The organism is Thermomonas beijingensis (assembly GCF_020034655.1).
Lineage (GTDB): Bacteria > Pseudomonadota > Gammaproteobacteria > Xanthomonadales > Xanthomonadaceae > Thermomonas > Thermomonas beijingensis.
This window is the reverse complement of the sequence record NZ_JAIQDJ010000009.1, coordinates 13,728-40,649: the sequence shown is the minus strand read 5'-3', so window position 1 is coordinate 40,649 and position 26,922 is coordinate 13,728. Positions and strand designations below refer to the sequence as shown.

Genomic DNA, 26,922 nt, shown 5'->3' with positions numbered 1-26,922 from the left:
GAGCACTTTCAAGCGCTTTTCAAGGCAACGTGCCGGGAACGACCAGCCCCGGAGTCCTCCCGGCAGTCTGCGTGGCTGCCCTCCATTCATGCAAGTGGCACAGTGCAACGCGGCGTTCTGGACCCGTGTGCCTGCCACCTTCCGAGGCATACACCGTGTCCGATAAACCCCTGACCGACATCACTTTTTCCACTTTCGAACTGCACCCTGACCTACTGGCTGGGTTGGAAGGCGCGGGTTTCACGCGCTGCACGCCTATTCAAGCGATGACTTTACCGGTGGCACTACCCGGCGGCGACGTGGCCGGGCAGGCCCAGACCGGCACCGGTAAAACCCTGGCCTTCCTGGTCACGGTGATCAACCGCCTGCTGACCCGCCCGGCGCTGGCCGACCGCAAGCCGGAGGACCCGCGCGCGCTGATCCTGGCGCCGACCCGCGAACTGGCCATCCAGATCCACAAGGACGCGGTGAAGTTCGCCTCCGACCTCGGCCTGAAGTTTGCGCTGGTGTACGGCGGCGTGGACTACGACAAGCAGCGCGAGCTGCTGCAGGCCGGTGCCGACGTGATCATTGCCACCCCCGGCCGCCTGATCGACTACGTCAAGCAGCACAAGGTGGTCAGCCTGCACGCCTGCGAAGTGTGCGTGCTGGACGAAGCCGACCGCATGTTCGACCTTGGCTTCATCAAGGACATCCGCTTTTTGCTGCGCCGCATGCCCGAGCGCACCACCCGCCAAACCCTGCTGTTCTCGGCCACGCTCAGCCACCGCGTGCTGGAGCTGGCCTATGAACACATGAACGAGCCGCAGAAGCTGGTGGTCGAAACCGAGCACATCACCGCCGCCCGCGTGCGCCAGAAGCTGTATTACCCGGCCGACGAAGAGAAGCTGCCACTGCTGCTGGGCCTGCTGTCGCGCAGCGAAGGCGCACGCACCATGGTGTTCGTCAACACCAAGGCGTTTGTCGAGCGCGTGGCGCGCGCGCTGGAAAAGGCTGGCTACCGCGTTGGCGTGCTGTCCGGTGATGTGCCGCAGAAGAAGCGCGAATCGCTGCTGAAAAAATTCCAGGCCGGACAACTGGAAATTCTGGTGGCCACCGACGTGGCCGCGCGCGGCCTGCATATCGACGGCATCAAGTACGTCTACAACTACGACCTGCCGTTTGATGCCGAGGACTACGTGCACCGCATCGGCCGCACCGCACGCTTGGGCGAGGAAGGCGACGCGATCAGCTTTGCCTGCGAACGCTATGCGATGAGCCTGCCCGACATCGAGGCGTACATCGAACAAAAAATCCCCTCTGAACCGGTGACACAAGCGCTGCTGACTGCATTGCCGCGCCCCGAACGACCCAAGCCCGAGGCCGGTGCAGACGGCGACAGCATTGGCGAAATCTTCAAGGAAGTGCGCGAAGCCCGCGCCGCCGAGGACGCCAAGCGCGGTGGTAGCGGTCGTGGAGGCCGCAGCAACGGCAATGAACGTCCCGGTGCACGTCGTGGCAATGGCTCAGACAGTCGCGGGCCGCGCCCACCGCGCAAGCCGCGCGTAGAAGTCACCACCACCTCGCCTGCGGCACCCGCAACGGAACACGCTAACGCTAAGCCGCAAGAGAGGCCACAAGACAGCCAAGCCGAAGGCGAACGCGGCGAGCGTAAACGTCGTCGCCGGCGGCGTGGGCAGCCGCTGGACGCTGGCAATGTCGCTAGTGTGGCAGCACCGCCCACCACCACCGAGCCACGCTTCGTGCCGGCCAAATCCGCCCCCCCCACCGCCGCCGTGCGCCCTTCGCTGCTGGTGCGCATCGGCCGTGGCTTGAAATCGCTGGTGACCCGCTCACCCAACAAGCAGCACTAAAGCCTGGCATTAGATATCGCGGGGCCCCAGCAACGCAGGGGTTCCGCGGCGACGTGTGTTCAGCCCGTTATTCCACGCGCATTGACGGCAAACCCAGCAGCGGTTTGCCTGGCCGCGTCTTTCGCAGACTGGGCGGTATCGCGCAAATGCGCCACTGCGACCTCGACCACTGGCATGCAGCCCGCAATAACGCGCTGAAACCGGGCGATGACCTGCGCGGCAACCGCAGGAATGGCCGCCAGTCGCTGCAACGCAAATTTGATCGCCGTCACTGCTTGCCCAAAGATGGCGCGAAGCTGTTGACCGAAGATTCCCGCCACATCTTGTCCCGCGTGAACGGTCATTTTCACCGCACCCCGCACCCCCGCTACAAATGCATGGAATGCCGCGTTGACCATTTCATGCATTTGGCCTGCGACAGCACGCGGCAATGCAGACGCCGGGCCGGTCATCACCAACACCGGCGGCGGCACCAACTTGAACCCTTCAATGACCGCATCGGCCACGACGCCGCATAGCGATAAATCGACTACCCCGCCAGCGGCGGGCACAGGGGGCCCGACATTACCGGGCCCGCGGCAGAGCCTCCCAGTGACACCCCCAGTACTGCTGCTGTTTTTGATCCACCACACCCGTCATCACCAGCCCCATGCGCTGCTGGAATGCGCAAACCACCTGCTGGGTTTTCATCCCCAAACGGCCATCGGCAAGCACCGTGGCAACCCTACCAGCACCACATTGAGTCTTGACTGTCGCTGCGAAACACTGGGGCCTTGGCTACCTAGCTGTAACGTTGAACGCTGCATTGCGGCGCCCTGTCTTGATTAATTGTGCTGCGCACAGTGCGGCAGTGCGCGTTGCAGCACGCCGTTCAACGCGGTTGGGGCGCAATGCCGGACACCTGCGATTAACCAGTGTCGACGGCCGGCGCTAGCCGTTCCGCTGGCAACGGGCGATACTGCTATACCTTCGCCACACGCCTGAACACATCGCCACCATGCCGGTTCTGCGTTTTGACACTGTCAGCAAGACCTATCCCGGCGGCCACACTGCGTTGGCCGAGGTGAGCTTTGCGGTGGATGCCGGTGAGATGCTGTTTGTCACCGGCCATTCGGGCGCTGGCAAAAGCACGTTGTTGAAATTGATCCAGTTGGTCGAACGCCCCAGCCGCGGTGCGGTGCTGTTTGATGATCGCAACCTGCTGAAGGTGCGCAGTGGCGGCATCGCCGGACATCGCCGCCAATTGGGTGTGGTGTATCAAAACCACCAATTGCTGATGGACCGCAGCGTCGCCGACAACGTGGCGCTGCCATTGGTGCTGCGCGGAATGAAGCGCGTCGAAATCAACAAGCGGGTGCGCAGCATCCTTGACAAACTCGGCCTGGCCGCACGCGAACGGGCCCTGCCCTCGCAACTGTCAGCCGGCGAGCAGCAACGAGTGGGGATTGCGCGGGCGGTGGTCGCCGAGCCCGCCCTGCTCATTGCCGACGAACCCACCGGCAATCTGGATCCGGGTTTATCGGCCGAAATCATGGGCCTGTTTGCCTCGCTGCCCGAACGCGGCACCAGCGTGTTGGTAGCCAGCCATGATTTACGGCTGGTCAAGCACATGCGCAAACGGGTGTTGGTGCTGGACAAAGGCCGCCTGCAAGATGACATCGCACCGGAGGATCTGGTCGATGAATGAGCGCAGCACTGCCACCCATTCCAGCCGCATCGGCGCGTGGCTTGCCCATCACGGCTTCAGCCTGACCGCCAGCCTCGGCCGGATGTTGCGCACGCCGTGGGCCAGCTGTCTGACGATTGCGGTGATGGCACTGGCGCTGGCCCTGCCGCTGGGGCTGTGGCTGGTCCTGCAGAATGTGGCCACCCTGAGTGGACAGGTGGATGCCAGCCATCGCGTGACGCTGTACCTGAAACCCGGTACCGACGTCGCACAGACCCAAGCCGTAGTGCACTCCCTGCAGCAGCGTGCGGATGTGGCAAAGGTCGTAACCATCAGCCCCGAGCAAACACTGGCGGACATGCAAAAGCGCGAAGATCTGGCCGCGGCCATCGACATTCTGGGTGCGGATGCCGCTCGCGCTGCATTGCCGCCCGTGTTGCAAGTGACCCCGCGCACAGGAAATATCAGCGCGCTGATCACCACCGCACAAGCCCTGCCCGAGACCGACCGCGTGCAATTTGACGCCCAATGGCGCGGCCGCTTGCAGGCATGGCTGGCGTTTGCCCTGCGTACAGTGCAAGTCCTGGCTGTGCTGCTGGGCTTGGGCGCACTGTTGGTGGTGGGCAATACCGTGCGGCTGGATATCCAGTCGCGCCGCGAGGAGATCGGTGTGCTGCAACTTCTTGGTGCCAGTGATGGATTTGTGCGTCGCCCCTTCCTGTATCTGGGGGCGTGGTACGGGCTTGCCGCAGGCGGCTTGGCGCTGGCAATTCTGACTGCGGCACAATGGGCGCTACGGCAACCACTGGCCGATCTGGCCTCACGCTACGGCAGTCGCTTCGCATTGCAGGGGCTAGACCCATTGGCGATTGCCGCCGTACTGGTGGGGGCCAGCCTGTTAGGCTGGCTGGGGGCTGGGCTGGTCACCGGCCACCAATTGCGGCAAAACCGTCCAAGGAGGGCATGAAATGGCGGACAAGCACGATCTGCGCCATGTCGTCAGCGACGCCCCCCGGGTAATGGTGGTCGATGGCAGCAAGCTGGTACGCAAACTGATTGGCGACACTCTGCGCAAGGAGTTGCCCAGCGCCGATGTGGTGGGCTGCGCCGGATTGACCGAGGCGCGTGCCGCCCTGGCCGAGGGCAGCGTGGATCTGGTCACCACCGCACTGGTGTTGCCCGATGGTGATGGCTTGGCGCTGGCACGGGTGGTGCGCGAAGCTGCGGGCCAAGCGTATGTCCCCGTGATCGTGGTGTCCGGCAATGCGCAGGAAGCATTGGAAACCCGCGCTTTCACCGAAGATATCACCGACTACTTTGACAAATCGCTGGGGCAAGAAGCCTTGGCCGCGTTCATTCGTGGCTATGTGCAACCCGCCCCCATCGACGGTGCGCGTGTACTGTACGTGGAAGATAGCCGGGTGGTTGCGGTGGCTACCAAGCGCATGCTGGAGCGGCAATCCCTACAAGTGCTGCATGTGGTCAGCGTGGAGGAAGCGCTGGATCATTTGCACAAATACATCGGCCGCAGCGATGGTGACGTGGGTGCCGACCTGATCCTCAGCGATGTATATCTGAAAGGCCTGCTCAGTGGCCGCGATCTACTCAACCAGATTCGTGCCGCGTTCCGCTATGGCAAACGCAAATTGCCGATGGTGATGATGACCGGCGACGATAATCGCGATAACCAGGCCGCGCTATTGCGCGAGGGCGCCAATGACCTGGTGCTCAAACCCATCGAAGAACGCCTGTTGGTGACCAAGGTGCTGTTCCAGTTGCGGTTGTCGAAGTTGGGATGATGCTGTGTCGCCACGGTGGGCGCGGCCAAGGGCCGCGCCTGCGGGGCTTCGGATTTCCCGTACGGGCACGCCATGCGTGCGACCTATCGGTGCAGACTCACGGCTGCCAGCCGTAGCTCATCTTCAAAAATACGCTGCGCGTATTGCCGAACAGCTCGTGGTGGTCATCGTCCATGAACGCGCCATACGCAGCCCCTGCATACAACGCCGTGTGCGGGTTAAGTTTGTACGAATACACCACCTGCGCCGCCCAGTCGCGCGCGCGCTGGTTGACGGTATCCACATACAACGCCTGATCGCGTTGAATCTGGCTACCTTGCAAGGTCAGCCGCAGGCGTTGATGCGGATCCAATTGCCAGCTGCCGCCGGCGTTCAGCACCTTGGCGGTGAAGGCGATACCGCCATCACGGCGCATGCGCTGCAAAACCACATCCCAATTCAGTGCCACCCCGCGCCCCAGTTCGGCATTGCCGAAGACTTCCAGCATGCTGCGCCGGCCGGTTTTTTCGGCAGTCAAATCCAGCAGCGTCCCCACTTGCAGATTCATGCCCACCTGCACGTTGCCGAGTGGCCGGAAGCTGCCGCTGAAATCAGCGTAATGCTCATCAAACAACCTGCCCTTCCAAAACCGCGAGCGGGTCAATGCGTGCAGGGTCAGCCCACTTTGCATGGGTCCTTGCACGTTGACCTTGCCTTCCAATTCGCGCTCCAGCAACTGCCCATCAAAGCGATGGGTGATGTCGAAGTCGGCATAGACATTGATGCGGTTGAACGCCTTGTCATCGCGATACCAATTGTGGCCGCCGCCGAGCAGTGATTTTTCGTAGCCTACCTGGCCCATGAACCCCAAATCCGCACGGAAGCCCGGGCTGATCGCCATATGCCACGCGGTGAGATTCCAGTTGCGGTTGCTGAATGCATACTGGGCGCGCCACGCATTGCCGGACGGCGTGGCATCGTTGCCCAATTCATCCTTATAACCATCCACGATGCTGGCCGGGTATTCGGACTGGCTGTGCAAAAACTGCGCTGATGCGGTGTGCGGGCCTTGCTGCCAACGTGCATCGACCCCCGCCACGTTATTGGCATAGTCATCGCCACGGCGGAAGGTGCCGATCACACCCACGCTCAATTGCTTGTTGAAGTCATGCCGATAGCGGCCGACCACAACGCTGGCTGTTTGATCCAACTGCTCGAAGGCGGAGCCCTGCACACCCGGCACCAACAGCAAGGTGGTGGCATCACGCGCCACGATGGCACCATACGCGCCGCTACTGCTGCGGCCGGTCAGGCGCAGACCAAAATCCGGATCGGCAATCTGGCGGGTGTAGAGCACATTGAACTGGCTGCTGAAATAGTCCGCACCCTCCAGAAAGAACGGGCGCTTTTCCTGGTAGAACAGCGCAAAGCCATCATTGAAATTGAGCTGCAATTGGTCAGTTTCAACCTGTGAAAAATCCGGATTGAGGGTGGCGTTCAAGGTCATTGCCGGCGACGGTGCCCAGCTCACATCCAGCCCCGGCTCGATATTGGTTTTGCCACTGTCCCAGCGCGCACCGGCGGTATCCCGGGTTTGGGTTTTGCCCACCGTCAGCGTGGGTACCACTTCCAGATTGCGGCCCTGATGTACGCCGGCCATGCCCTCGTATTGGCCCCATTCGCATTGGAAGCATTTGGAGTCACGCGGGACTTTGTGGCTGGCCAGTTGATGGCGCTTGTCACGCGGCCAGTTGCGAAACAGCGAGATGCCCCAATGCTGATCGCTGCCACCGGCAGGAAAGCGCAGGGTGGAAAACGGAATCCTGATTTCAACGTCATATCCATCGGCGGTGCGCTGGCCAGCGCTTTGCCACATCCCGTCCCAGCTCGGGTCTTCCTGGTTGTCGGCATTGGTCTCATCGCGAATCAGATCGGCCTGTACGCCCAGTGGATTGACGATCAGTTCGTAGCCACGGCGATGGTCGTTGAAGGTATCCAGGAACACGCCCACCCAATCGTCATTGAACGCGGTATCACGATCACCCAGATGGGCACGAATCCTGGAGGGGTCGGTGTCCAGTGCATGAAAAGCGACATACAACGCGTCAGTGGTGTAGCCAATCCGTACCGTGGTCTTGACCGGTGCGGGGCTGTTGTCACCTGGCTGGATTTCATAGGCAATCTCCTGCACCAGCGCGCCTTGCCATGCGGCATCGTCGAGCTTGCCATCGATGCTGATGTCGCCTTGCAACAGTGGAATCCGCCCCCCAGCAATGGCCACTTCGGGATCGACAGCCGTCACCGCTTGGGGTGCTTTTTTTGCTTGTGCGAACGGGCAACACAACAACAAGGCAGCGGTCAGTGCATGCAGTTTCAAGCGGATTCTCCAAACCAGATCGAGTGTTCAATCGGATGCGGCGCTTGCGCGCAGGGTTGCCATGACTGATGGCAGGGGCGGCCACGCATCCGGAGTGTTTTGCGGGCATCCACACTGCGTTTGCGCCTGGCTACGGGGTAGTGCCGAAGGCGGTCATGACAACCGGCAGGGGGGCTTGCCGACAAGGCGAATGCGACGAATACCTGCCAGCGGCGATAAACTCGGCATTTCCGCTACCGGATTGTGCCCATGCGCCAGCTAATTCTCAGCGTCTCCATCACCGCCGCGCTCGGCTTGGTTGCCAGTGGCTGCCAAGGCAATCAAGCCCCGCAATCTGCAACCCAAGCACAGGCCGGGCCTGCCGCCAGCGTCGAGAGAGTGGTGGATGAGCATTCCTACGCGCAGCCAGAGAAAGTGCGCATCACCGATATCGCACTGGATCTGGCGCTGGATTTCGACAAGAAAGAACTCAGCGGCAGCGCAACCTACACGCTGGACTGGTTGGACAAAACCGCCACGCAACTGGTGTTGGACACGCGTGATCTGACCATCGCCAAAGCCGAAGCACTCGGCAGCGATGGCACATGGATGCCGCTGAAATTTGTGCTCTCGGACAAAGACAAGATCCTGGGCAGCGCACTCACCATCGAAACTCCGTCGCGCCCGGCCAAGGTGCGTGTCACCTATGTGACATCGCCCGATGCTTCTGGCCTGCAATGGCTGGCACCGGCGATGACCGAAGGCAAGCAGCAGCCGTTCATGTTCAGCCAGTCGCAGCAAATCCACGCACGTTCGTGGGTGCCGCTGCAAGACACGCCGCAGGTGCGCTTCACTTACAGCGCGCACATCACCGCGCCGAAAGACGCGATGGTGTTGATGAGCGCCGACAACGACCCCAACGCGGTGCGCGATGGCGATTACAGCTTCAAGATGCCGCAAAAGATTCCGTCGTATTTGCTGGCGATTGCGGCCGGTGATTTGGTGTTCAAGCCGATCTCCGCACGCAGCGGCGTGTGGGCGGAACCGGCGATGGTGGACAAGGCCGAGCACGAGTTTGAAGACACCGAAAAAATGATCACCACCGCGGAAGGCCTATACGGGCCGTATCGCTGGGGCCGCTATGACTTGCTGGTGCTGCCACCCACCTTCCCGTACGGCGGCATGGAAAACCCACGCCTGACCTTCGCCACGCCCACCGTGATCGTGGGGGATAAATCCCTGGTGTCGCTGGTGGCGCACGAGTTGGCGCACAGCTGGTCGGGCAATCTGGTGACGTTTGCCACCGACAAGGACAGCTGGCTCAACGAAGGCACCACCACCTATGTGCAAAGCCGCATCACCGAAGCGCTGTATGGCCGCGACATGGCCGACATGGAAGAAGTGATCGACCGCGACGAATTGAAGGCCGAATTCAAGACCCTCGACCCCAAGCTGCAACGGCTCTCGCTCAAACCCGGCACGCTGGCCGATCCGGATGACCAGTCCAGCGCGACGGTCTATACCAAGGGCGCGTGGTTCCTCGAATTTCTGGAGAAGCGTTTTGGCCGTGAGGTGTTCGATCCGTGGCTGAAAAGCTACTTCAACCACTTCTCGTTCCAGAGCATCACCACCCAGCAATTCCGCGACTATCTGAAGACTAATCTGATCGACAAACACCCGAATGTGGTGACGATGCAGGAAGTCGACCAGTGGCTGTATGAACCGGGCATTCCGGGCAATGCACCGCGGGTGGAATCAGGCAAGTTTGCCACCGTCAATGCGGCGCGGATTGCGTGGCAGGGCAGTGCCAAATTGCCCGACAAGAGCATCACCGGTGCATGGAGCACACAGGAATGGGTGCACTTTCTGGAATCGATGCCGGCTACGCTCAAGCCCGAACAGCTGACCCAACTGGATGAAGCCTATCACTTCACCGGCACGCCCAACGGCGAAATCGCGATGCGCTGGTATCCGCTGACAGAACGCAGTGGCTATACCGCGGCGCGCGAAGAAATGGGCAAGTTCATCGAACGTGTGGGCCGGCGCAAATTGATTCTGCCGATCTACAAAGCGCTGGTGGTGACGCCGGATGGATTGGCGTTTGCCGAACAAGCGTTCGCCAAGGCCAAGCCCGGCTCGCACCCGATTACCGCAGGTTCCGTGCAAACCATCCTGGACACCGCCAGACACATGCACCCGGCCGCGACGGCACCTTCTGCAGACAAACCTGCCGTGGTGGGTGGCCCGGTCAAGGCACCGATGATCGAAGACCCGGCCAAGCCACCGGTGCAGCCGGCACCTGCCAGCAAGTAAGCCGGTGTTTGCCTGATGTTGACCCTGCACGGTGGCGTCATCGCTGCCGCCGTGGCCAGCACGGTGGCGATTGCCGCCATCTTGCTGTGGCGCCAGCGCTGGTGGCTGATTCGCGCCGAATTCACGCGCCTGCGCCGCGCCGCAGGCCTTCGACGCGCAACGGTCACTGCGGCAGGGCATCGTTGGGTGTATGCCAGCCGCGAGGGCGAAGCTGGCGACGCCCTCACCGTGGTGATGCTGCACGGTTTCACCGGCAGCAAGGAAAATTGGTACCCGCTGGCGCGAGTATTGGACACCCGCTATCGCTTGCTGATCCCGGATTTACCCGGTTGGGGCGAGTCCGAGCGCAAGCCCGGTGCGGTGTACGGGTTTGCCGAACAGGCCGCGCATGTGGCTGCCTTGATCGCGGCGCTGTCACCGCAACAGCCGGTGGTTTTACTGGGGCATTCGATGGGGGGGGGCATTGCTGCGTTGGTGGCGGCGCGTTACCCGCAACAGATTGCCCGCGTGGGCCTGTTCAATGCTGCTGGCGTGCGATTTGCCGACAATCACTTTGGGCTTGCGGTGTTGGCCGGCGAGAATCCGTTTGCGGTCAGTGATGCCGCATCGTTGCGGCGCTACATCGATACCGTGTTTCATTGCGCCGATGCCAAGCCATGGATCCCGTGGCCAGCGTCGAGTGCTCTGATCCAGCAGCGCCGCAATGATGCTGATTTCGAACAGTCGGTATTGGAAAAAATCGGGCGTACCGATGACGCGATGTTGCCCGGTGCAGAGGCCTCGCAGATCCACCAACCTGCCCTGTTGCTGTGGGGGCGACAAGACGCGGTGATCGACCCCAGTGCAATGGCGATATACGCCGCACAAATCCCGCAAGCCGAACAAGTACTGCTGGACAATTGCGGGCATATGTCGATTGCGGAACACCCGCATGAAGTTGCGCTTGCGGTGACTCGCCTGATCACCACCAACAGCACAACTTAGCGATGCACCGGCCTGTGCGCGCGTAGTGCCATCACCACGCCGAAACCCAGCAATATGGTGACCGCCGATGTGCCGCCGTAGCTGATTAACGGCATCGGTACACCCACCACCGGCAACAGGCCGGAAATCATGCCGCCGTTGACCATCACATACACGAATAACGATAAACCAATCGCACCCGCCAGCATCCGCGCATAGCCATCGCGCGAATCCGCAGCGATCCACAAACACCGTCCGATCAGGAATACATACAGCGCCAGCACCACCATTACGCCAACCCAGCCAAAATCCTCGGACAATACCGAGAACGCAAAATCGGTGGTGTGCTCGGGCAGGTAATTCAGATGCGATTGGGTGCCCTGGCCCCAGCCCTTGCCGGTCATGCCGCCGCCGCCGATGGCGATTTGCGATTGCAGGATGTTCCAGCCCGCGCCCATCGGGTCGTTGTCGGGATTGCGGAAGGTCAGGATACGGTCTTGTTGATAGGGGCGCAGGAACGACAGCCATTCGATCGGTGCCAGCTTGGCAAACGCAAACCCGCCGCCGCCCAACACTGCCGCGGCTCCCCACCACCACCATGAGGTACCGGCCAGAAACAGCACAAACACGCCGGTGGCCATGATCAGCACGGCGGTGCCCAAATCCCGCTGCAACAGGGTCAAGCCTACCGGCAGTGCGATGATCGCCACCCCACCCAGCAGCACCATGAAGCGTGGCGGCAGGCGGAAACGATCGAAATGCCAGGCCAGCATCATCGGCAGGCTGAGCTTGCACAGCTCGGCTGGCTGCACATTGAAAAATCCGAGCTTGATCCAGTGATTACCGTACTTTCCGCCACCGATGAACAGCACCAGCACCATCGGCACCAACGACAATACAAAAATGGCCGGGGTGGCTTGTTTGAGCAGGTGCATGGGGACTCTGGAACTCACCCATAACGCCAGCAAGCCGACGAAATAGAACGCGCCCTGCATCGTCACGCCACGCACGGACTCATTGCTGGCGCTGTATTGGGTGGCCAAGCCAATCACCATCAAGGCCAACAACACGGCCAGCATCGGCAGGTCGAGGCTGCGGGTAAAACGCAGCAACAATTCCAACAACCATCGCAACAGGAATTTCATCGCGCAGGCTCCTCCGGTGCTGGCGGTTGGGCATCAGGGCTGCCGCGCACATTGGAAAAATCCGGTGGCGCGGTTGCAGCTGACACAACCCCCGCCTCCGGTACCGGCGGGATTGGCTTTTTACCCAGCAACCACGCATCAAACACCTTGCGTGCAATCGGCGCCGCCGTGGAAGCCCCGTAACCACCCCCTTCAATCGCCACCGCGATCGCAATGGTCGGCGCATCGGCCGGCGCAAACGCGATAAACAATGCGCGATGGCGCAGATGCATGGGCAGGTTGCGCGGATTGATGGCGGCATCTCCGCGTCGGCTGACGACCTGCGCGGTACCGGTTTTACCGGCGATCAAATAGGTCAGGCCCGGGCGGATATTGGTGGCGGTGCCCGGGCCATGCACGGTGCCGATCATGCCCTCGCGCACTGCTTGCAGATGCGCCGGGTTATTGGTCATGCGCACTGCCGGTTTCAGCGGTACCGGTTGCCACGGCGCATCGAAATCGGCGCGCATGTCTTTCACCAGATGTGGTGGCCGCAGCCAACCACTTGCCAAACCACCGGTGGCCTGTGCCAGTTGCAATGGGGTGACTTTCCAGAAGCCTTGACCGATGCCGGTGATCACCGTATCGCCGGGGTACCATTTGCCTTGCTTGGGCGCGTTTTTCGCCTTCCACTCGGGTGAGGGCAAGATTCCGCCAATTTCGCCAGCCAAATCCACGCCAGTCGGCCGGCCAAATCCGTAGTGCCCCATGTACTGGTCAACCCGGGCGATACCCATATCCAGAGCCAGTTTGTAGTAGTAGGTATTGACCGAGTCGTAAATGGATTTGCGCAAATCGGTCAAGCCGTGGCCACCCCGGTGGGAGTCGCCATAGCCACGTTTTTGTCCGGGCAGGTAGAACATGCCGGTAGATAAAATCTTGTCTTCCGGACGCCGCAGGCCACTATCCAACCCGGCCAGCCCCAGCATTGGCTTGACCGTCGAACCGGGGGCAACGCCACCTAGTACCACGCGATTGAACTGTGGCCGCGAAGGGTTGTTGTTGAGTGCTTCGAAATCTGCGTGACTGATGCCATTGACGAACAGGTTGGCGTCGAAGGTGGGCAGGCTGACCATCGCCAAGATCTCGCCGGTGCGCGGATCGACCGCCACTGCCGAGCCCTCCAACTCACCGAAGGCATCGGTCATCGCTTGCTGCAAGTCGGCGTCGATCGACAGCCGCAAATCGGTGCCGGGTGTGGCCGGTACCGTGTCCAACGTTCGCACGGTACGCCCCGCCACATTGGTTTCCAACCGCCGGTAGCCGGGCTTGCCGCGCAACTGCGCTTCGTAATAGCGCTCCAGACCGGACTTGCCAACATGGGTATATGCACCGCCGGCATCCCCCAATCCCGCCAGATCTTTTTCATCGGCGCGTCCGACATAGCCCACCACATGCGAGAACAGTGCGCCATATGGGTACACCCGCCCTAGGTACGGCACCAAATCCACACCCGGGAAGCGCCAGCGGTTGACCGCAAAGCGTGCGGCCTCGTCGTCACTGATACGCAGTTTGAGGCTGACTGGCTTGAATGGGCGCGCCGACTTGTACTCGCGCAGAAAGCGTGCTTGCTGCTCGCCATCCAGCGCTACCACACCTTGCAAACTGGCCAACAAGGCCACGCCATCCCCGGCGCGCTCGGGCACCGCATCCAACCGCCAAGTGGCGATGTTGTCGGCCAAAATGCGACCTTTGCGATCGTAGATCAAGCCACGTGCCGGGGCCACCGGCACCAATCGCAAGCGGTTGTTTTCCGATCGCGTGGCGTACAAATCGTGCTGCACCACTTGCAGATGGAAATACCAAGCACCCAATCCGGCCAGTCCCAGCAACGCTGCGACAAAACCCACCAGCGCGCGCCAGCGAAACTGCGCAGCTTCGGCGATGTGGTCTTTGATCAGGCGGGCACGGACCTTCATTGTCGACGCAGACGCAGGCTGTCCAGCAACAGATGCAGCGGCGGCCACAACAGCATGCCCAGCAGCGGTGCCAGCCAATAGGCAGGGGCTGGTTGTGGCACCCCCATCACCACATGGACCACGCCGCTGATCACGCGGTCGTTGAGCAACAGCACGCCCAGCGTCAATGCTTGCTGCGACATCGGGAAAAACCGCAGGCGTGGCCTAAACCGTTCCATGATGAAGGCCAATACCACCAGCCGCAGCGCCTGCTCGCCCAGCAATCCGCCAAACGCCAGATCTGCCAGTAGCCCGAGCCCAAATGCCACACCCAGTCCGACTCGATCAGGCACTTCCAGCAGCCAGTACGCCAGCACCAGCGCCAACCAGTACGGCCGCAACGGTTGCAACCAATCCGGCAACGGCACCACCCCCAGCAACAAGGCCAGCAACAAGCTGACCGGCAACACCCAGCCATTGCGTTGGCGGCTCATGACGCAGGGGACCGGGTCGGCTGACTCGTCGTTCTGGGCACGACCACATTGGACGCCGGCGGTTTGGGTACGCTTTGCACTGCCACCGGCTTGTAACCGCGCAATAGCAACACATCACGGCCACGATCGAGCTGGGCCGCGGGCCGCACATCGGCCCTGAGGAAGGCACGACTATCATCGGCGCGCAAGGCTTGCACAGTACCGACCATAAACCCTTGCGGAAAGCGCCCACCCAGACCCGAGGTCAACAGGACATCTCCGGTGCGCACATCCGCCGACAGCGGCACATCGGCCAATTCCAGCGCATCACTGCGGCCAGTGCCATACACCATCAAGCGCACGCCAGTACGTGCCACCATCACCGGCACGGCGTGGTCGGGATCGGTCAACAGCAGCACGGTGGCAGTAGTGGGGGTCAGCGCAATCACTTGCCCCATCAACCCGCCGGCATCAATCACTGCTTGCCCCACGCGCACACCGCTGTTGCTGCCAGCGTCCAGTATCAGGCGTTGGCGCGTGGGGTCCAGATCCAGATCCAGGACCCCTGCCAATTGCACATCCAACCGCGCACGCTCGGCGCTGTCCAACAATCCGCGCAGGCGCGCGTTTTCAGCCGCTGCGGTGCGCAATCGAGCATTGCGGGCTTCGGTCAACAACAGGGCTTGGCGCAGCCGCGCATTGTCATCGGCCAATTGCACATGGGTGACCGCGTTTTCGCGCAAGACCGTGCCAATCCGCGCCGGTTGCCCGGCCAGCCACCACAACGGCTGCACCACCGCCTCGGCTTGCACCCGCAGGCTGCGTAACCAGCCGCCGCGATGATCCAACACCATCAAGGCAGTGGCCAGAATCAGAAACACCAGCAACCGCAACACACCGGCGACTTCACCGGGACGGGCAGCAGGGGAACTGGCGGGGCTGGGCACGGTGGTGGCGTCGGTGAAAGCAGCGGTGAAAGTAGCAAGATCCGCCCACTTTTGCGGGCAACACGGATGTGCACATCACGCACGCATCCGCCCGGCGAACACGGTCACTCGGGTGCAAAGAACTCGTTGCCATGCATATCCACCAACTCCAGCGCACGCCCGCCACCGCGTGCCACGCAAGTCAGCGGGTCATCGGCGACCTGCACGTGCAGGCCGGTTTCCTCTGAAATCAGCTTGTCCACATCGCGCAGCAGTGCACCGCCACCGGTCAGCACGATGCCGCGCTCGGCCACATCGGCGCACAGCTCCGGCGGGGTCTGTTCCAGCGCCAAGCGAATCGCCGAAACAATCCCCGCGAGCGGCTCACGCAGCGCTTCCAACACTTCGTTGGAATTGATCGTGATGATCTTGGGCACGCCTTCCGCCAAATGGCGGCCAGAGATTTCCACTTCACGTACCAGCTGTTGCTGGTAAGCATTGCCCAGTTCCATCTTGACCCGCTCGGCGGTGGCATCACCAATCAGCATGCCGTGATGGCGGCGCACGTAGGCGATGATGGATTCGTCGAAACGGTCGCCACCAATGCGCACCGACTGCGAATACACGATGCCATTCAGCGCGATCACCGCCACTTCGGTGGTGCCGCCGCCGATATCCACCACCATCGAACCACGCGCTTCGGTCACCGGCATGCCGGCACCAATCGCCGCGGCCATCGGCTCCTCGATCAGGTAGACCTCGCGCGCACCGGCTTCTTCCGCCGACTCCTTGATCGCGCGGCGCTCGACCTGGGTGCTGCCGGCCGGCACGCACACCAGCACGCGCGGGCTGGGGCGCAGGAAGCGGCTCTTGTGCACCTTGCGGATGAAGTGCTTGAGCATTTCTTCGGTATAGGTGAAGTCGGCAATCACGCCGTCCTTCATTGGCCGCACCGTGGTCATATGGCCGGGCGTGCGGCCCAGCATCTGCTTGGCCTCGCTACCGACCGCCGCCACCGCGCGCGCGCCACCGCCACGGTCCTGGCGCACCGCCACCACCGAGGGTTCGTTGAGGACGATGCCCTGTCCACGCACATAGATCAGCGTGTTGGCGGTACCAAGGTCAATGGAAAGGTCACTGGAGAAATAGCCCCGGAGGAACTTGAACATGCGAATGGGTGCCGGAAAAGGAGGGGCCGCGAGGGGGAGACGCGGAGCCTGACGGTCGGAGACAGGCCCGAACCGCCGTGGAGGACAGCAAATAGTTTGCTAGCCTAACAACGCCCCCCCGTTCGGGGCAAGAAATCGTGTGCGTGCCGTTCAGCCCGGTGTCAAGCACCCAACCAATAGCGCAAGCCAGGCAGTATCATGGGCGGCCTTGCATTCGCCCTGTTGAGGCTTCGATGGCTGCCCTGATCTGTGGTTCTTTGGCCTACGACACCATCATGGTGTTCCCCGACCAGTTCAAGAACCATATCCTGCCAGACAAGGTGCATATCCTGAATGTGTCGTTCCTGGTGCCGCGCATGCGCCGCGAGTTTGGTGGCTGCGCCGGCAATATCGCCTACAACCTTAAACTACTCGGTGGCGATCCCATCCCGATGGCCACCGTCGGCGGCGATTTCGGTCCATATCGCGAATGGTTCAACGAACAGGGCATCACCCTTGCGCATGTGAAAGCCATCGACGAGCTATTCACCCCGCAGGCGTTCATCACCACCGATCTGGACAACAACCAGATCACCGCCTTTCATCCCGGCGCGATGATGCGCAGCTATGAGAATCACGTGAAGGACGTGCCGAACGTGAGCATCGGCATCGTCAGCCCCGACGGCTACGAGGGCATGTTGCAAAACGCGACGGAGTTCCACGCCGCCGGCATTCCTTTCATCTTCGATCCCGGCCAGGCGATGCCGTTGTTCAACGGTGAAGAATTGCGCAACTTCATCACCCAGGCTGACTACGTGACGGTCAACGACTACGAATCCAACTTACTGCAGGAGCGCACCGGCTGGAGCGCACAAGATATCGCCGGCAAGGTCAAGGCCTACATCGTCACGCGCGGCCCCAAAGGTGCCGAGATCCATGCCGATGGCCAACTGCACAAAGTGCCGCCAGCGCATGAACGCCGCGTCACCGACCCCACCGGCTGCGGCGATGCATTCCGTGCCGGGCTGATCTTCGGCATCGAAAAAGGCTATGACTGGATGACCATTGGCCGCCTGGGCAACCTGATGGGCGCACTCAAGGTGGAGCACCCCGGCACCCAGAACCAGCGTTTCGACTACGACGAATTTGCCGAACAATTCCGCCAGCAGTTTGGGTACGCGCTGACATAAGGCAAGCGTGGATGGAAGACATCAAGCATGCCTGATGTCTTCCGCCCCTGATTGAGCAAGCTCAATTCCACTTCGGCAGTTTTTCTGACTGCAAACCACTCACCTCAAACTGCGCGGTGCGTTTGCCCACGGCTTTGGTGGGAAATTCAATGGACAGTTGCTTGCCGGTTTTAGCGAGCTTCCACAACGCTTTGTGGTCATCAACAAACATCGCGATGGCCTCGTCGGTCTTCGGCCGTGAGCCGGGCAAGCTCACCACTTTGCCATCCAGTGTGACCTTCAATTTGCAGCCGCTATAACAGTCGAAATCACCCGCCTGCAACACCAGATAAGCGCTGCGGCCCCAGCTGGGGTGATCGCGAAAAATCAAACGAATCGGATGGGCACCACCACCATCGGTGTCCACCGGCTCTTGCGAATAAATCGCCGCCGACAGTTGGTGCCCATTGGGCTTAACCAACTCATCACCATAATCCCATAGCGCCGCCAAACGTTGCTGCTGGGCTTCGGCCTCGGCCTTGGCACGCACATCACCCAGCTGATCCTTGACCCGCGCTGCCGCATCGGTGGTGGGGTGATCGACCTGCAGGACTTCGCCATAACCCTTGGCCAAGCGCCAGTTATGTGCGGCCACCGCGTCTTCAAACTGCTTTTCCATCACCCCTGCTGCCTGTTCTTGCGCGGCTTTCTGTGCGGCGGCAGCCTTGCCGGCGGCCTCCGGATCTTCACCCTTGCAAGCACTCAGGGCCAGACACAACGCAATCGCAATGGATTTCATTGGAATTCTCTGTGCAACAAAACGGCAAGCCAGTATTTCAACACGCCCGCACATCCAGCGCACCCTGCCACCGTAATATCAACCCAGCTGCTGCCGACCTTGCCATTGCTCACCCGCCTGCAACAGCACCGGCTGCGCCGCCTGCGCGGCCTCGATGCAGACAAAACGCTGCCAGTCGCCGGCCTCCAAATCTGCAATCCCGGAGGCCAGACGCGCGCCCGGGTTCCATACCACCACATCGGTAAAACCTTGCTGTTCGATGCCAAGGCGCTGGGTGCCATCGACCAATGTGAGCGGCGCCACCACATCGCTGTAGATGCGGTCGGTTTCGTCCACAAATGCCACCGCATAATCACTTTGCCGATGCAAGGTGCCACCGTTGGCACTGTCTTCGTAGTCGCAACCTTGCAGACCTTCCACGCGCACCTGCGCGATGTCGCCCACGCCCAGATAGGTATGCAGCGCAGCGGTGAAAGCGAACGCCGTATCGCCGGTATTTTCGATTTCCAGTGTCACCGCGAGCCGTGTGGCGGTCAGGCCAATTCGCAGGCAGGCCACGAAAGGATATGGCCAATGCACATCACCATCACCGCGCAGCTCGAATACGGCCGCACCGCACTCCACACCCATGAAGCGCCACCCGCAGTTGCGGGCAAACCCGTGCTTGCGCAATGCCCCGCGCTCACCAAACTGCGGAAAGATCACTGGGATACCGCCACGAATCGCCGCCCTCCCATCGAAGACAGTACGTTTGGACAGGAACAATCGCTCTCGCCCATCGGCGGGGATCCACGACAAGACGTGCGCACCATGTAGAGCAACCAAGGCGCTGGCACCTTCCGCGTGCAGGGCAATACATTGCGTATCGAAAGCGGTGATGGGCATGGCATGCATGCTTGCCAGTGTCGCACACGGCGGCATCGTCAGTCCGCACGCACCCGCCATGCTTCGGCCAGTGCAATCGCGCCACTGCGCGCCAGGATTACCGCCGCCTGCGTGATCGGCGTCATCCCCTCCTCCATTGCAACCCGATGGATCGTATCGGCCTCTGCACCAGGGACAACCAACTCACGCAGGCGCGGGGTCATCATCAGCAACTCATACACCGCCTGCCGCCCATAGACCCCCAAACCTTCGCACTGCACGCAGCCACGCCCGCGATAAAACACCTCCGCGGCATGGATGCCCAAGGTTTCACGCATATGCGCCGACACATCTTCCACTTCACGACAATGCGGGCAGGTCAAGCGCACCAAGCGCTGCGACATCACCGCCAACAAACTGGCACGCAACAGATATGGCTCCACTCCCAGATCCAGCAAGCGGGTCACCGTGGTGGCGGCGGTATTGGTGTGCAGTGTGCTCAGGAGCAGGTGCCCGGTTAGCGCGCTTTCCACCGCGATGCCTGCGGTTTCACGATCCCGGATTTCACCGACCATGATCACATCCGGGTCGTGCCGTAAGAAATTACGCATCGCACTGGCAAAGGTGAAACCAGCCGCGCGATTGACCTGCATCTGCTGAATATCTGCAATATGAAATTCCACCGGATCTTCAATCGTCAGGATATTGATGCGTTGCTTGCGCAGCTCCAGCAGCATTGCGTAGAGCGTGGTGGATTTCCCGCAGCCGGTGGGCCCCGTGGTCAGGAACATGCCATGGCTCCGCGCCATCACATCTTCCACCCGTACCCGGTCTGCTTCTGTCAGCCCTAGCTGATCCAGATCCCATAAGCTTTGCCGGCTATCCAGCAAGCGCACCACCGCACTTTCACCAAACACCGTCGGCAAGATGGAGATGCGCAGATCCACACGGGTGCCATCGTCCAAGGTGAAGCTGGTCCGCCCATCCTGTGGGGTGCGGTGTTCGGCCAGATTCATTCCACCCAACACCTTGATTCGGCTGACTGCGGCCGGATGCAGCGCGCGCATCAGGCTGCGTACCGGCACCAATTCATCGTCGATCCTGTACAGCACATCGGTCGCATGTTCACCGGGACGCAAATGAATGTCGGAGGCACGCCGCACCACTGCATCGGCAATCAGATCGTGCACCAACCGCACCACCGGCTGCTCGCGGGCCAGACGGCGGGCTTCGGCTTCGTTGTCCGCTACCGTCGCCAGTGGGTCAAGCCCCAGCTTGCGTACGGTTTCCCGATCTTCCACTTGGTCGTAACAGCGGGCGATAGCTTCGCGAATACCACGCCCGGTGGCCACCAGCGGCAACACGTGGCGGGTGGTGGCAAACTCCACAGCCGCCAACGCTTCCGCATTGGTGGGGTCTTCCATCGCCACCGCCAACAGCCCGTTGTGCAGCCGCATTGGCACCACCCGTAAGCGGCGCGCCTGCTGCGGGGGCAACAGGGCCGCAGTGGCGGAATCCACCGCTACATCAGGCAGCCGCAGCAGCGGCAGGCCCAATCGCTGCGCATCTTGGAAGCTGCGTTCATCCGCATCTTCGCCGCTGGCCAGCCAAGTAGCCAGATCGACCCCGCCGCTCTCGACATGCGACGCAAAGTTCTTGCCGTGGATGTCCAGCAAATAGCGATCCAGTGCGGGATCATCGGCGATCAACAACGGCGCCGTGACGCTGGGTGGTGGGACCATGGGACACTCCAATGGGATGTCTTCCCATTTTGTACGTGATTACACGGGCTGTATTGATCGCCATCAATCCCGACGGTGCGATAATCCCGCCATGAACCCGCAACAGACCCCGTCCGACACCACCCACTTCGGCTTTCGCGATGTGCCGGTGGCCGAAAAACAAAAATTGGTGGCCGAGGTGTTTTCCTCGGTGGCCGGCAACTACGACTTGATGAACGATGCCATGAGTCTGGGCATCCATCGTGTGTGGAAGCGCTTCTTCGTGGCCACCTGCCAAGTGCGCAGAGGCGCACGGGTGCTGGACCTGGCCGGCGGCACCGGCGACATCGCTGCACTGCTGAAAGACCGTGTGGGCGATACCGGCGAGCTGGTATTGGGCGATATCAACGGTGACATGCTGCGCGTGGGCCGCGACCGCATGACCAACCGCGGCAATGTGCGCGGGTTTGACTATGTGCAGTGCAACGCGCAGAGCCTGCCGTTTCCGGATGCCAGTTTCGACTTGGTGACGATGGCGTTTGGCCTGCGCAACGTCACCGACAAGGACGCCGCGCTGCGCGAAATCCAGCGCGTGCTGAAAGTGGGCGGGCAGGCGCGGGTGCTGGAGTTTTCGGAGGTGCAGGCGCAGTGGTTCAAGCCAATCTACGACTTCCATTCGTTTCATGTGCTGCCCAAGCTGGGCAAGCTGTTTGCCGGTGATGCCGACAGCTATCAATATCTGGCCGAATCCATCCGCAAGCATCCGCCGCAAGCAGAATTGCAAGCGATGATGGAAGCCGCCGGCCTTGCGCGCTGCAGTTATCGCAACCTGAGCGCTGGCATCGTGGCCATTCATACCGGCTACAAGGTGTAAGCGATGGGCGAGCTGAAAAGTTTCCGCGAAAGCCGCTGGCGCTATTCGCAATTTGTCATCCTGGGTCTGATCGCAGCAGGTCTGGCGTATTGGCTTAGCCCGCTGGGTGGGTTGCTGTCGCTGGGTATCGGCGGCGCAGTCGGCATCGGGTATCTGCTGCTGGAAAAAAAACGCGGCGTGATCTGATGGCCGCGTTGCAATTGGAGCCCAGCTGGAAGGCGCGCATCGGTGACTGGTTTGCGCGCGAGGACATGCAGCAGCTCGCCCATTTCCTGCGTCAGCGCAAAGCGGCCGGAGCCACGGTGTATCCGCCCGGGCGCGACATCTTTGCCGCTTTCAATGCCACTCCGTTCAATGCGGTGAAGCTGGTCATCCTTGGGCAAGACCCTTATCACGGGCCGGGCCAGGCGCATGGGCTGTGCTTCTCGGTGCTGCCGGGTGTGCCGGTGCCGCCGTCACTGCTCAATATTTACAAGGAATTGGAGGCCAGCACCGGCTTCACCCGCCCCGATCACGGTTATCTGCTGCCGTGGGCACAGCAAGGCGTCTTGCTGCTCAATGCGGTGCTCACCGTGGAAGACGGCAAGCCCGGCAGCCATCAGGGCAAGGGTTGGGAAGGCTTCACCGACCATGTCATCGATGTGCTGAACCGTGAGCGCGACGGGCTGGTGTTTTTACTGTGGGGCAGCTACGCACAAAAGAAGGGCGCAGTGATCGACCCGCGCCGCCATCGCGTACTGAAAGCACCACACCCTTCGCCGCTATCGGCACATCGCGGGTTTCTGGGCTGCGGGCATTTTTCATCAACGAATCAATACCTTGCCCGGAATGGCCAATCCCCTATCGAATGGGCATTGCCGCCACTGGCGAACCTCGCTGCAGGCTTGTAATCGGCCTGGGCGGCCGCATATCAACTCACTGTGTCGGAAGCACCCGCATCATTCCATGAATGGAACGCAAGGGAACTCTTCAAGCAGTTAGCAGTCAAAGATGGCGACTGCTAGAATCCAAGGCATGAGGGACACCACCATGACATCCACCGCACTTGTTGCCAACAACCTGCCGATCCCCAGCGCGATCGGCTCGCTGGAAGCCTACATCAGCGGCGTGCACGAAATTCCGGTGCTCACCGCCGAAGACGAACATGCCTTGGCCGTGCGCCTGCGCGACCACAATGACATTGGCGCTGCGCAAGATTTGATCCTCTCGCACCTGCGCTTCGTGGTGCACGTGGCGCGCGGCTACAGCGGCTACGGCTTGCAGTTGGGCGACCTGATCCAGGAAGGCAATATCGGCCTGATGAAAGCAGTCAAACGCTTCGACCCGGCCGTGGGCGTGCGTTTGGTCAGCTTTGCGGTGCATTGGATTCGTGCCGAGATGCACGACTACATCATCAAGAACTGGCGGATCGTGAAAGTCGCCACCACCAAGGCGCAACGCAAGTTGTTCTTCAACCTGCGCAAGTCAAAAAAGCGCTTGGGCTGGCTCAATGCCGCCGAAGTCAGCGCCGTGGCCAAGGACTTGAACGTGTCCGAGCGCGAAGTGCTGGAGATGGAAGCGCGCCTGTCTGGCCGCGACATCGGCTTTGACGCCCCCGATGATGCCGACGACGACCACGCCCCGCCCGCCCCGGCCAATTACTTGGTTGCACACGACGCCGACCCCGCCAGCGTTTACGAATCGGCCGACAGCGAAGCCGACCAACTGGACGTGCTGCGCGAGGGCATGGCCAAACTCGACGCCCGCAGCCGCGACATCATCAAGCGCCGCTGGCTGGACGCCGACAGCAAGGTGACCCTGCAGGAATTGGCCGACGAATACGGCGTCTCCGCCGAACGCATCCGCCAGATCGAGGCCAATGCGCTGAAGAAGATGAAGGCGCTGTTCGCGGCCTGATCCGCACGCGCCCGCGTCAATCCGAACGGCCCGGCACAGCCCGGGCCGTTTGCGTATTGACAACTGGCGCGCGCTCCCGTCAACCTTCCTGAACGAAACTGGATTTTTCGTTCATGGAATCGACAACAGGGGGACAGGATGCATAGCACTACACGTTCGGTGGCCATCGCCATCGCCATGCTGGCCATGGTCGGCTGCGGAAAACAGAAAGCAGCTTGCTCGGGGACGGACGAACTCGCCGTGGTCAAGAGCATCGTCATGGACGAAGCCGAGAAATCGATCACCAAGGAAAAGCATGATGACGGCAGTGCCGTATTCAATGCCGCCTCAGCACGCGCCACGCTCAGCAAGCTCACCCTTGCATTCGAAAACGTCCGCACCGCAAAAGAAGACCCCAACAGCACCAAAGTATTTTGTGAGGGTACGATCAAGCTGGTTGTCCCGCCAGATTTGCTGCAATCTGCCGAAGAAGGCCGCAAATTGGCTGGTTTCGGAACGGTGTCCGCACTGGCCAGCACCAGCTCGATGGAGCAAGCCGCGAACGCGTTCACCAAGTCCATCGAATACAGCGCACAACCCACCGACGACGGCAAGAAGGTTTACGCCGAACTGACAGACGCCAAATCGATCGCTGATTTCATCAGCGAAATGGTGGGCTCTTCGCTACTGAAACCGATGATCGAAGCGAAGAAAATCCAGGAAGCCAAAGCCGCCGAGGCTGCCAGCCAGGCAGCCGAAGCGCAGCGTATGCAAAACGAGCAACAACAAGCACAACTAAAAGCCGAACAAGGCGCTGCCAACCTGAGCGTGGCCCAGGAGCAAAATACTCTCGCCAATCAAGCGATCAATGAACTCTGGAAGGGCCTTTCAGAAGAAGACCGCGATCGCCTACAAGGGGCGCAGCGTGCATGGATCAAGAAAAAGGACGTGGACTGCAAGGTGGAAGCAGCGGGGCGCAGCACGGATCCGACCGAGATTGAAATCTACCGCCTGAACTGCGACACCACAGCAACCAGGGCACGCATCGAGGAATTCAGGCGCGCCATGTATTGATTCAGTACCCTCAAGCAACCCAACGGCCCGGAGCGATCCGGGCCGTTGCCGTTTACGGGCGGAAATTCCCTGGGGTTTACAACCGTCTTGCTAATTGTGCATCCTGAACCGGGGATTGGATCGCAGTGATTCGGGGGGAGCTCAGGATGGCGCATGCCTTTTGCAGAAACTGCGGCAAGCAAATCGATGCCGCTGCTGCGTTCTGTACGTTTTGTGGTGCCGCGCAAGCTGTCACCTCGCCTGTAGCAGAACCTGCGCTGCCAACTCCTCCTCCAACTCCTCCTCCAACTCCTCCTCCAACTCCTCCTCCAACTCCTCCTCCAACTCCTCCTCCAACTCCTCCGATCGCGACCACTCCGGCACGCCAGCTGGATCAATATGGGTTGCCGGTAACCAAGAAATCCGTGGATGACCGCCAGCAGGCGGACATGGCGCGCGCATTGTTGCCGCGCCCGCCGTCCTTGCATTGGGCACTCGTGCTGCTGTTCACGCTGCTGTCCTGCGGAATCTTCGGTTGGGTCTGGTATTTCATCCAGGCCAGCTGGGTGAAGAAGATCGACAGAGGTAGCAATGCGACCGTTTATCTCGTCTGCGCATTGGTCGGGATGCTATTGATCGTGCCACTGGGTATCGTCAATGCGGTGGCCAACAACGGGCAACCTCGCTTGGGAACCAGTATTGCGGTGCTGCTGCTGGAACTTGCGATGGTCGTGTTCCTGTATAGCGCCTTCTTTTCGATGGCAGCCTCGCTGCGCGACAAGATGCCCAAGCATGGCGTCCGCATGCACATCGGTGGAATCACCCTGTTTTTCTTCACGGCCTTGTACCTGCAAGGCCAGTTGAGTTGGCTGGCACATTGGAAAGACACCGGGCAGAAAGCACCGTTGCCGCCGAAGGGCGTCTTCTGGGGCTTATTTGTGGCACTTTGGGGGTTGATCTTGGTGGGACTGATTTTCGTGGCCGCCCTGATCGGCATATCCTTGCCCGGTTTCAAAAAAACGCAGGACAACAGCCAGTCCACGATGCAACCTGCGGCCCTCCCGCAGGACGTGCTTCCTGCAACAAGCCCCAGCGTGGCCGACGCCGCGGCGGTGACGGGTATGGCTACCTCATCGGACGCGCCCACACAGGCGGCGGATGCGGCGGCGGTCAATCAGTACCCGGGCAATGATTCGGTAGAACTCGCACAGCAACGCGCACAGGCAGAGATCGAACAGCAACGCGAAGCTTTGCAGCTGGAGCGTGACCGTCTGGACGAACAGCGGCGACAGATGGAAGAGCGAGAGCAACAACATGCAGAAGCGGCACGGCAGCGTGAGGTCGAGCAACAACCGACTGCCGATGAACAGTACGAAAACCGCCGCAGCGAATGCTCAACCGGCTTCTTGGGCAGCGCTTGCCGCAACCGGATCCGCATGGAGGTGTGCGAGGGCCATTGGTCCAGCAACCCGCCACCTGGCTATCAGAACTGCAGGCGCTGATCGGTATGCATTTCTGCCCTGCTTGTGGTTGTGCGCTTTCCAGTGGCGGCAGGTTTTGCGCCGCCTGCGGAACCGCCCTGCATCCCCCCGTAAACGCGCAGGTCACGCACCCCGCCACTCGCGATGACGTCGATACGCCGATGCCGGGCCATGACGTGGGCGAACAGACGCTCAGGCGGATCGCCGATTACGAACGCATCTCCGGCATCCTGTGGCTGATCTTGGGGATCGTGCAGGTACTGATGATCGTCACGATCATCGTCGGCATCTGGAACATCTACGCAGCAACGACCAGGATGAAGTTGCAACCACTGATCTTGGCACGGGATTCACGCGTCCCTGCTGCGTATGAGGGAGTTGGCCAGCTGATCGTCATCGGCGTCCTGAACCTGTTGCTTGGCGGTATCATCGGCGTGGTATTCGTTGTGTTCGATTTCATCATCCGCGACATGGTGTTGAGCAACCGGCACCTATTCAACAACGCGACGAACGGCGTGCAAGCCTGAT

Annotated in this window: 25 protein-coding genes and 2 pseudogenes; 15 read left to right on the top strand and 12 right to left on the bottom strand. The window is 61.1% G+C overall.

Annotation, left to right across the window (positions count from 1 at the left end; genetic code table 11):
* Window positions 1-155: 155 nt before the first annotated feature.
* Window positions 156-1,853 (top strand): ATP-dependent RNA helicase RhlB, encoded by a 1,698-nt coding sequence (gene rhlB / locus K7B09_RS11750; protein WP_223629654.1) that lies wholly within the window; start codon window positions 156-158, stop codon window positions 1,851-1,853.
* Between the two features lie 59 nt (window positions 1,854-1,912).
* Here rhlB and K7B09_RS11745 read toward each other — a convergent pair whose 3' ends face one another.
* On the bottom strand, window positions 1,913-2,404 hold the full coding sequence (locus K7B09_RS11745) for a hypothetical protein (protein WP_223629653.1): 492 nt from the start codon (window positions 2,402-2,404) through the stop codon (window positions 1,913-1,915).
* A gap of 13 nt (window positions 2,405-2,417) precedes the next feature.
* A complete protein-coding gene (locus K7B09_RS13345) occupies window positions 2,418-2,567 on the bottom strand; it encodes a peptidoglycan-binding domain-containing protein (protein WP_223629652.1) in 150 nt (49 codons plus the stop codon).
* Between the two features lie 283 nt (window positions 2,568-2,850).
* On the opposite strand from K7B09_RS13345, the gene K7B09_RS11735 reads away from it, so the two are divergent.
* Genes K7B09_RS11735 through K7B09_RS11725 form a run of 3 tightly spaced genes read left to right on the top strand, consistent with a single transcriptional unit; the run spans window position 2,851 to window position 5,318 of the window.
* Window positions 2,851-3,540: a cell division ATP-binding protein FtsE gene (locus K7B09_RS11735; RefSeq protein ID WP_223629651.1), complete on the top strand. Its 690-nt coding sequence runs from the start codon at window positions 2,851-2,853 to the stop codon at window positions 3,538-3,540.
* Complete coding sequence (gene ftsX, locus K7B09_RS11730; RefSeq protein WP_223629650.1) at window positions 3,533-4,486, top strand: permease-like cell division protein FtsX; 954 nt, start codon at window positions 3,533-3,535, stop codon at window positions 4,484-4,486. Before K7B09_RS11735 ends, ftsX begins: the two co-directional genes overlap by 8 nt.
* Before the next feature lies 1 nt (window position 4,487).
* Window positions 4,488-5,318, top strand: coding sequence for a response regulator (locus K7B09_RS11725; protein ID WP_223629649.1), 831 nt, complete (start codon window positions 4,488-4,490; stop codon window positions 5,316-5,318).
* 97 nt (window positions 5,319-5,415) lie between these two features.
* On the opposite strand, the gene K7B09_RS11720 is transcribed toward K7B09_RS11725, so the two are convergent.
* Window positions 5,416-7,674 carry a carbohydrate binding family 9 domain-containing protein gene (locus K7B09_RS11720; protein WP_223629648.1) on the bottom strand — a complete coding sequence of 753 codons (2,259 nt, stop codon included), beginning with the start codon at window positions 7,672-7,674 and terminating at the stop codon, window positions 5,416-5,418.
* A 249-nt stretch (window positions 7,675-7,923) separates the two neighbouring features.
* Between K7B09_RS11720 and K7B09_RS11715 the strand changes: the two genes are divergently transcribed.
* Together K7B09_RS11715 and K7B09_RS11710 are read left to right on the top strand one after the other, a co-directional pair.
* Entirely contained in the window at window positions 7,924-9,966 is a 2,043-nt protein-coding gene (locus tag K7B09_RS11715; protein WP_223629647.1) for a M1 family metallopeptidase, read from the top strand.
* 15 nt (window positions 9,967-9,981) lie between these two features.
* A complete protein-coding gene (locus K7B09_RS11710) occupies window positions 9,982-10,950 on the top strand; it encodes an alpha/beta fold hydrolase (protein ID WP_223629646.1) in 969 nt (322 codons plus the stop codon).
* On the opposite strand, the gene rodA is transcribed toward K7B09_RS11710, so the two are convergent.
* The 5 genes and pseudogenes from rodA to K7B09_RS11685 all read right to left on the bottom strand — a co-directional run bounded on the left by rodA (window position 10,947) and on the right by K7B09_RS11685 (window position 16,579).
* Window positions 10,947-12,074 (bottom strand): rod shape-determining protein RodA, encoded by a 1,128-nt coding sequence (rodA, locus tag K7B09_RS11705; RefSeq protein ID WP_223629645.1) that lies wholly within the window; start codon window positions 12,072-12,074, stop codon window positions 10,947-10,949. The genes K7B09_RS11710 and rodA overlap by 4 nt on opposite strands.
* Complete coding sequence (gene mrdA, locus K7B09_RS11700; RefSeq protein ID WP_425507863.1) at window positions 12,071-14,032, bottom strand: penicillin-binding protein 2; 1,962 nt, start codon at window positions 14,030-14,032, stop codon at window positions 12,071-12,073. Before mrdA ends, rodA begins: the two co-directional genes overlap by 4 nt.
* Window positions 14,029-14,505 (bottom strand): rod shape-determining protein MreD, encoded by a 477-nt coding sequence (mreD, locus tag K7B09_RS11695; protein WP_223629644.1) that lies wholly within the window; start codon window positions 14,503-14,505, stop codon window positions 14,029-14,031. The genes mrdA and mreD overlap by 4 nt, the downstream gene beginning before the upstream one ends.
* Window positions 14,506-14,582: 77 nt before the next feature.
* Window positions 14,583-15,431, bottom strand: a pseudogene (gene mreC / locus K7B09_RS11690) (rod shape-determining protein MreC); the annotation flags it as partial.
* Window positions 15,432-15,535: 104 nt separating this feature from the next.
* Window positions 15,536-16,579: a rod shape-determining protein gene (locus tag K7B09_RS11685; protein WP_223629643.1), complete on the bottom strand. Its 1,044-nt coding sequence runs from the start codon at window positions 16,577-16,579 to the stop codon at window positions 15,536-15,538.
* Between the two features lie 233 nt (window positions 16,580-16,812).
* On the opposite strand from K7B09_RS11685, the gene K7B09_RS11680 reads away from it, so the two are divergent.
* Window positions 16,813-17,748, top strand: a complete 936-nt coding sequence (locus K7B09_RS11680; protein ID WP_223629642.1) for a carbohydrate kinase family protein — start codon at window positions 16,813-16,815, stop codon at window positions 17,746-17,748.
* 61 nt (window positions 17,749-17,809) lie between these two features.
* On the opposite strand, the gene K7B09_RS11675 is transcribed toward K7B09_RS11680, so the two are convergent.
* From K7B09_RS11675 to K7B09_RS11665, 3 genes are all read right to left on the bottom strand, one after another.
* A complete protein-coding gene (locus tag K7B09_RS11675) occupies window positions 17,810-18,526 on the bottom strand; it encodes a hypothetical protein (RefSeq protein WP_223629641.1) in 717 nt (238 codons plus the stop codon).
* 78 nt (window positions 18,527-18,604) lie between these two features.
* Complete coding sequence (locus tag K7B09_RS11670) at window positions 18,605-19,411, bottom strand: D-hexose-6-phosphate mutarotase (protein ID WP_223629640.1); 807 nt, start codon at window positions 19,409-19,411, stop codon at window positions 18,605-18,607.
* A 38-nt stretch (window positions 19,412-19,449) separates the two neighbouring features.
* Window positions 19,450-21,132 carry a GspE/PulE family protein gene (locus tag K7B09_RS11665; RefSeq protein ID WP_223629639.1) on the bottom strand — a complete coding sequence of 561 codons (1,683 nt, stop codon included), beginning with the start codon at window positions 21,130-21,132 and terminating at the stop codon, window positions 19,450-19,452.
* A gap of 91 nt (window positions 21,133-21,223) precedes the next feature.
* Here K7B09_RS11665 and ubiE point away from each other — a divergent pair, with 91 nt between their 5' ends.
* The 6 genes and pseudogenes from ubiE to K7B09_RS13340 all read left to right on the top strand — a co-directional run.
* Entirely contained in the window at window positions 21,224-21,985 is a 762-nt protein-coding gene (ubiE, locus tag K7B09_RS11660) for a bifunctional demethylmenaquinone methyltransferase/2-methoxy-6-polyprenyl-1,4-benzoquinol methylase UbiE (RefSeq protein WP_223629638.1), read from the top strand.
* A gap of 3 nt (window positions 21,986-21,988) precedes the next feature.
* The gene (locus tag K7B09_RS11655) at window positions 21,989-22,171 is read left to right on the top strand and encodes a hypothetical protein (RefSeq protein ID WP_223629637.1); all 183 of its coding nucleotides are present in this window, start codon (window positions 21,989-21,991) and stop codon (window positions 22,169-22,171) included.
* Window positions 22,171-22,875, top strand: a complete 705-nt coding sequence (gene ung / locus K7B09_RS11650) for a uracil-DNA glycosylase (protein WP_223629636.1) — start codon at window positions 22,171-22,173, stop codon at window positions 22,873-22,875. Before K7B09_RS11655 ends, ung begins: the two co-directional genes overlap by 1 nt.
* A gap of 124 nt (window positions 22,876-22,999) precedes the next feature.
* Entirely contained in the window at window positions 23,000-23,881 is an 882-nt protein-coding gene (rpoH, locus tag K7B09_RS11645) for an RNA polymerase sigma factor RpoH (RefSeq protein ID WP_223629635.1), read from the top strand.
* Window positions 23,882-24,040: 159 nt separating this feature from the next.
* Window positions 24,041-24,934, top strand: a complete 894-nt coding sequence (locus tag K7B09_RS13260) for a lysozyme inhibitor LprI family protein (protein WP_223629634.1) — start codon at window positions 24,041-24,043, stop codon at window positions 24,932-24,934.
* Window positions 24,935-25,080: 146 nt separating this feature from the next.
* A pseudogene (locus K7B09_RS13340) lies at window positions 25,081-25,152 on the top strand (zinc-ribbon domain-containing protein); the annotation flags it as partial.
* Between the two features lie 13 nt (window positions 25,153-25,165).
* On the opposite strand, the gene K7B09_RS13205 reads toward K7B09_RS13340, so the two are convergent.
* Window positions 25,166-25,297, bottom strand: a complete 132-nt coding sequence (locus tag K7B09_RS13205; RefSeq protein WP_263296841.1) for a hypothetical protein — start codon at window positions 25,295-25,297, stop codon at window positions 25,166-25,168.
* A gap of 20 nt (window positions 25,298-25,317) precedes the next feature.
* Here K7B09_RS13205 and K7B09_RS11630 point away from each other — a divergent pair, with 20 nt between their 5' ends.
* Window positions 25,318-26,415 (top strand): hypothetical protein, encoded by a 1,098-nt coding sequence (locus K7B09_RS11630; RefSeq protein WP_223629689.1) that lies wholly within the window; start codon window positions 25,318-25,320, stop codon window positions 26,413-26,415.
* Window positions 26,370-26,921 (top strand): zinc ribbon domain-containing protein, encoded by a 552-nt coding sequence (locus K7B09_RS11625; protein WP_223629633.1) that lies wholly within the window; start codon window positions 26,370-26,372, stop codon window positions 26,919-26,921. Before K7B09_RS11630 ends, K7B09_RS11625 begins: the two co-directional genes overlap by 46 nt.
* Window position 26,922: the final 1 nt, after the last annotated feature.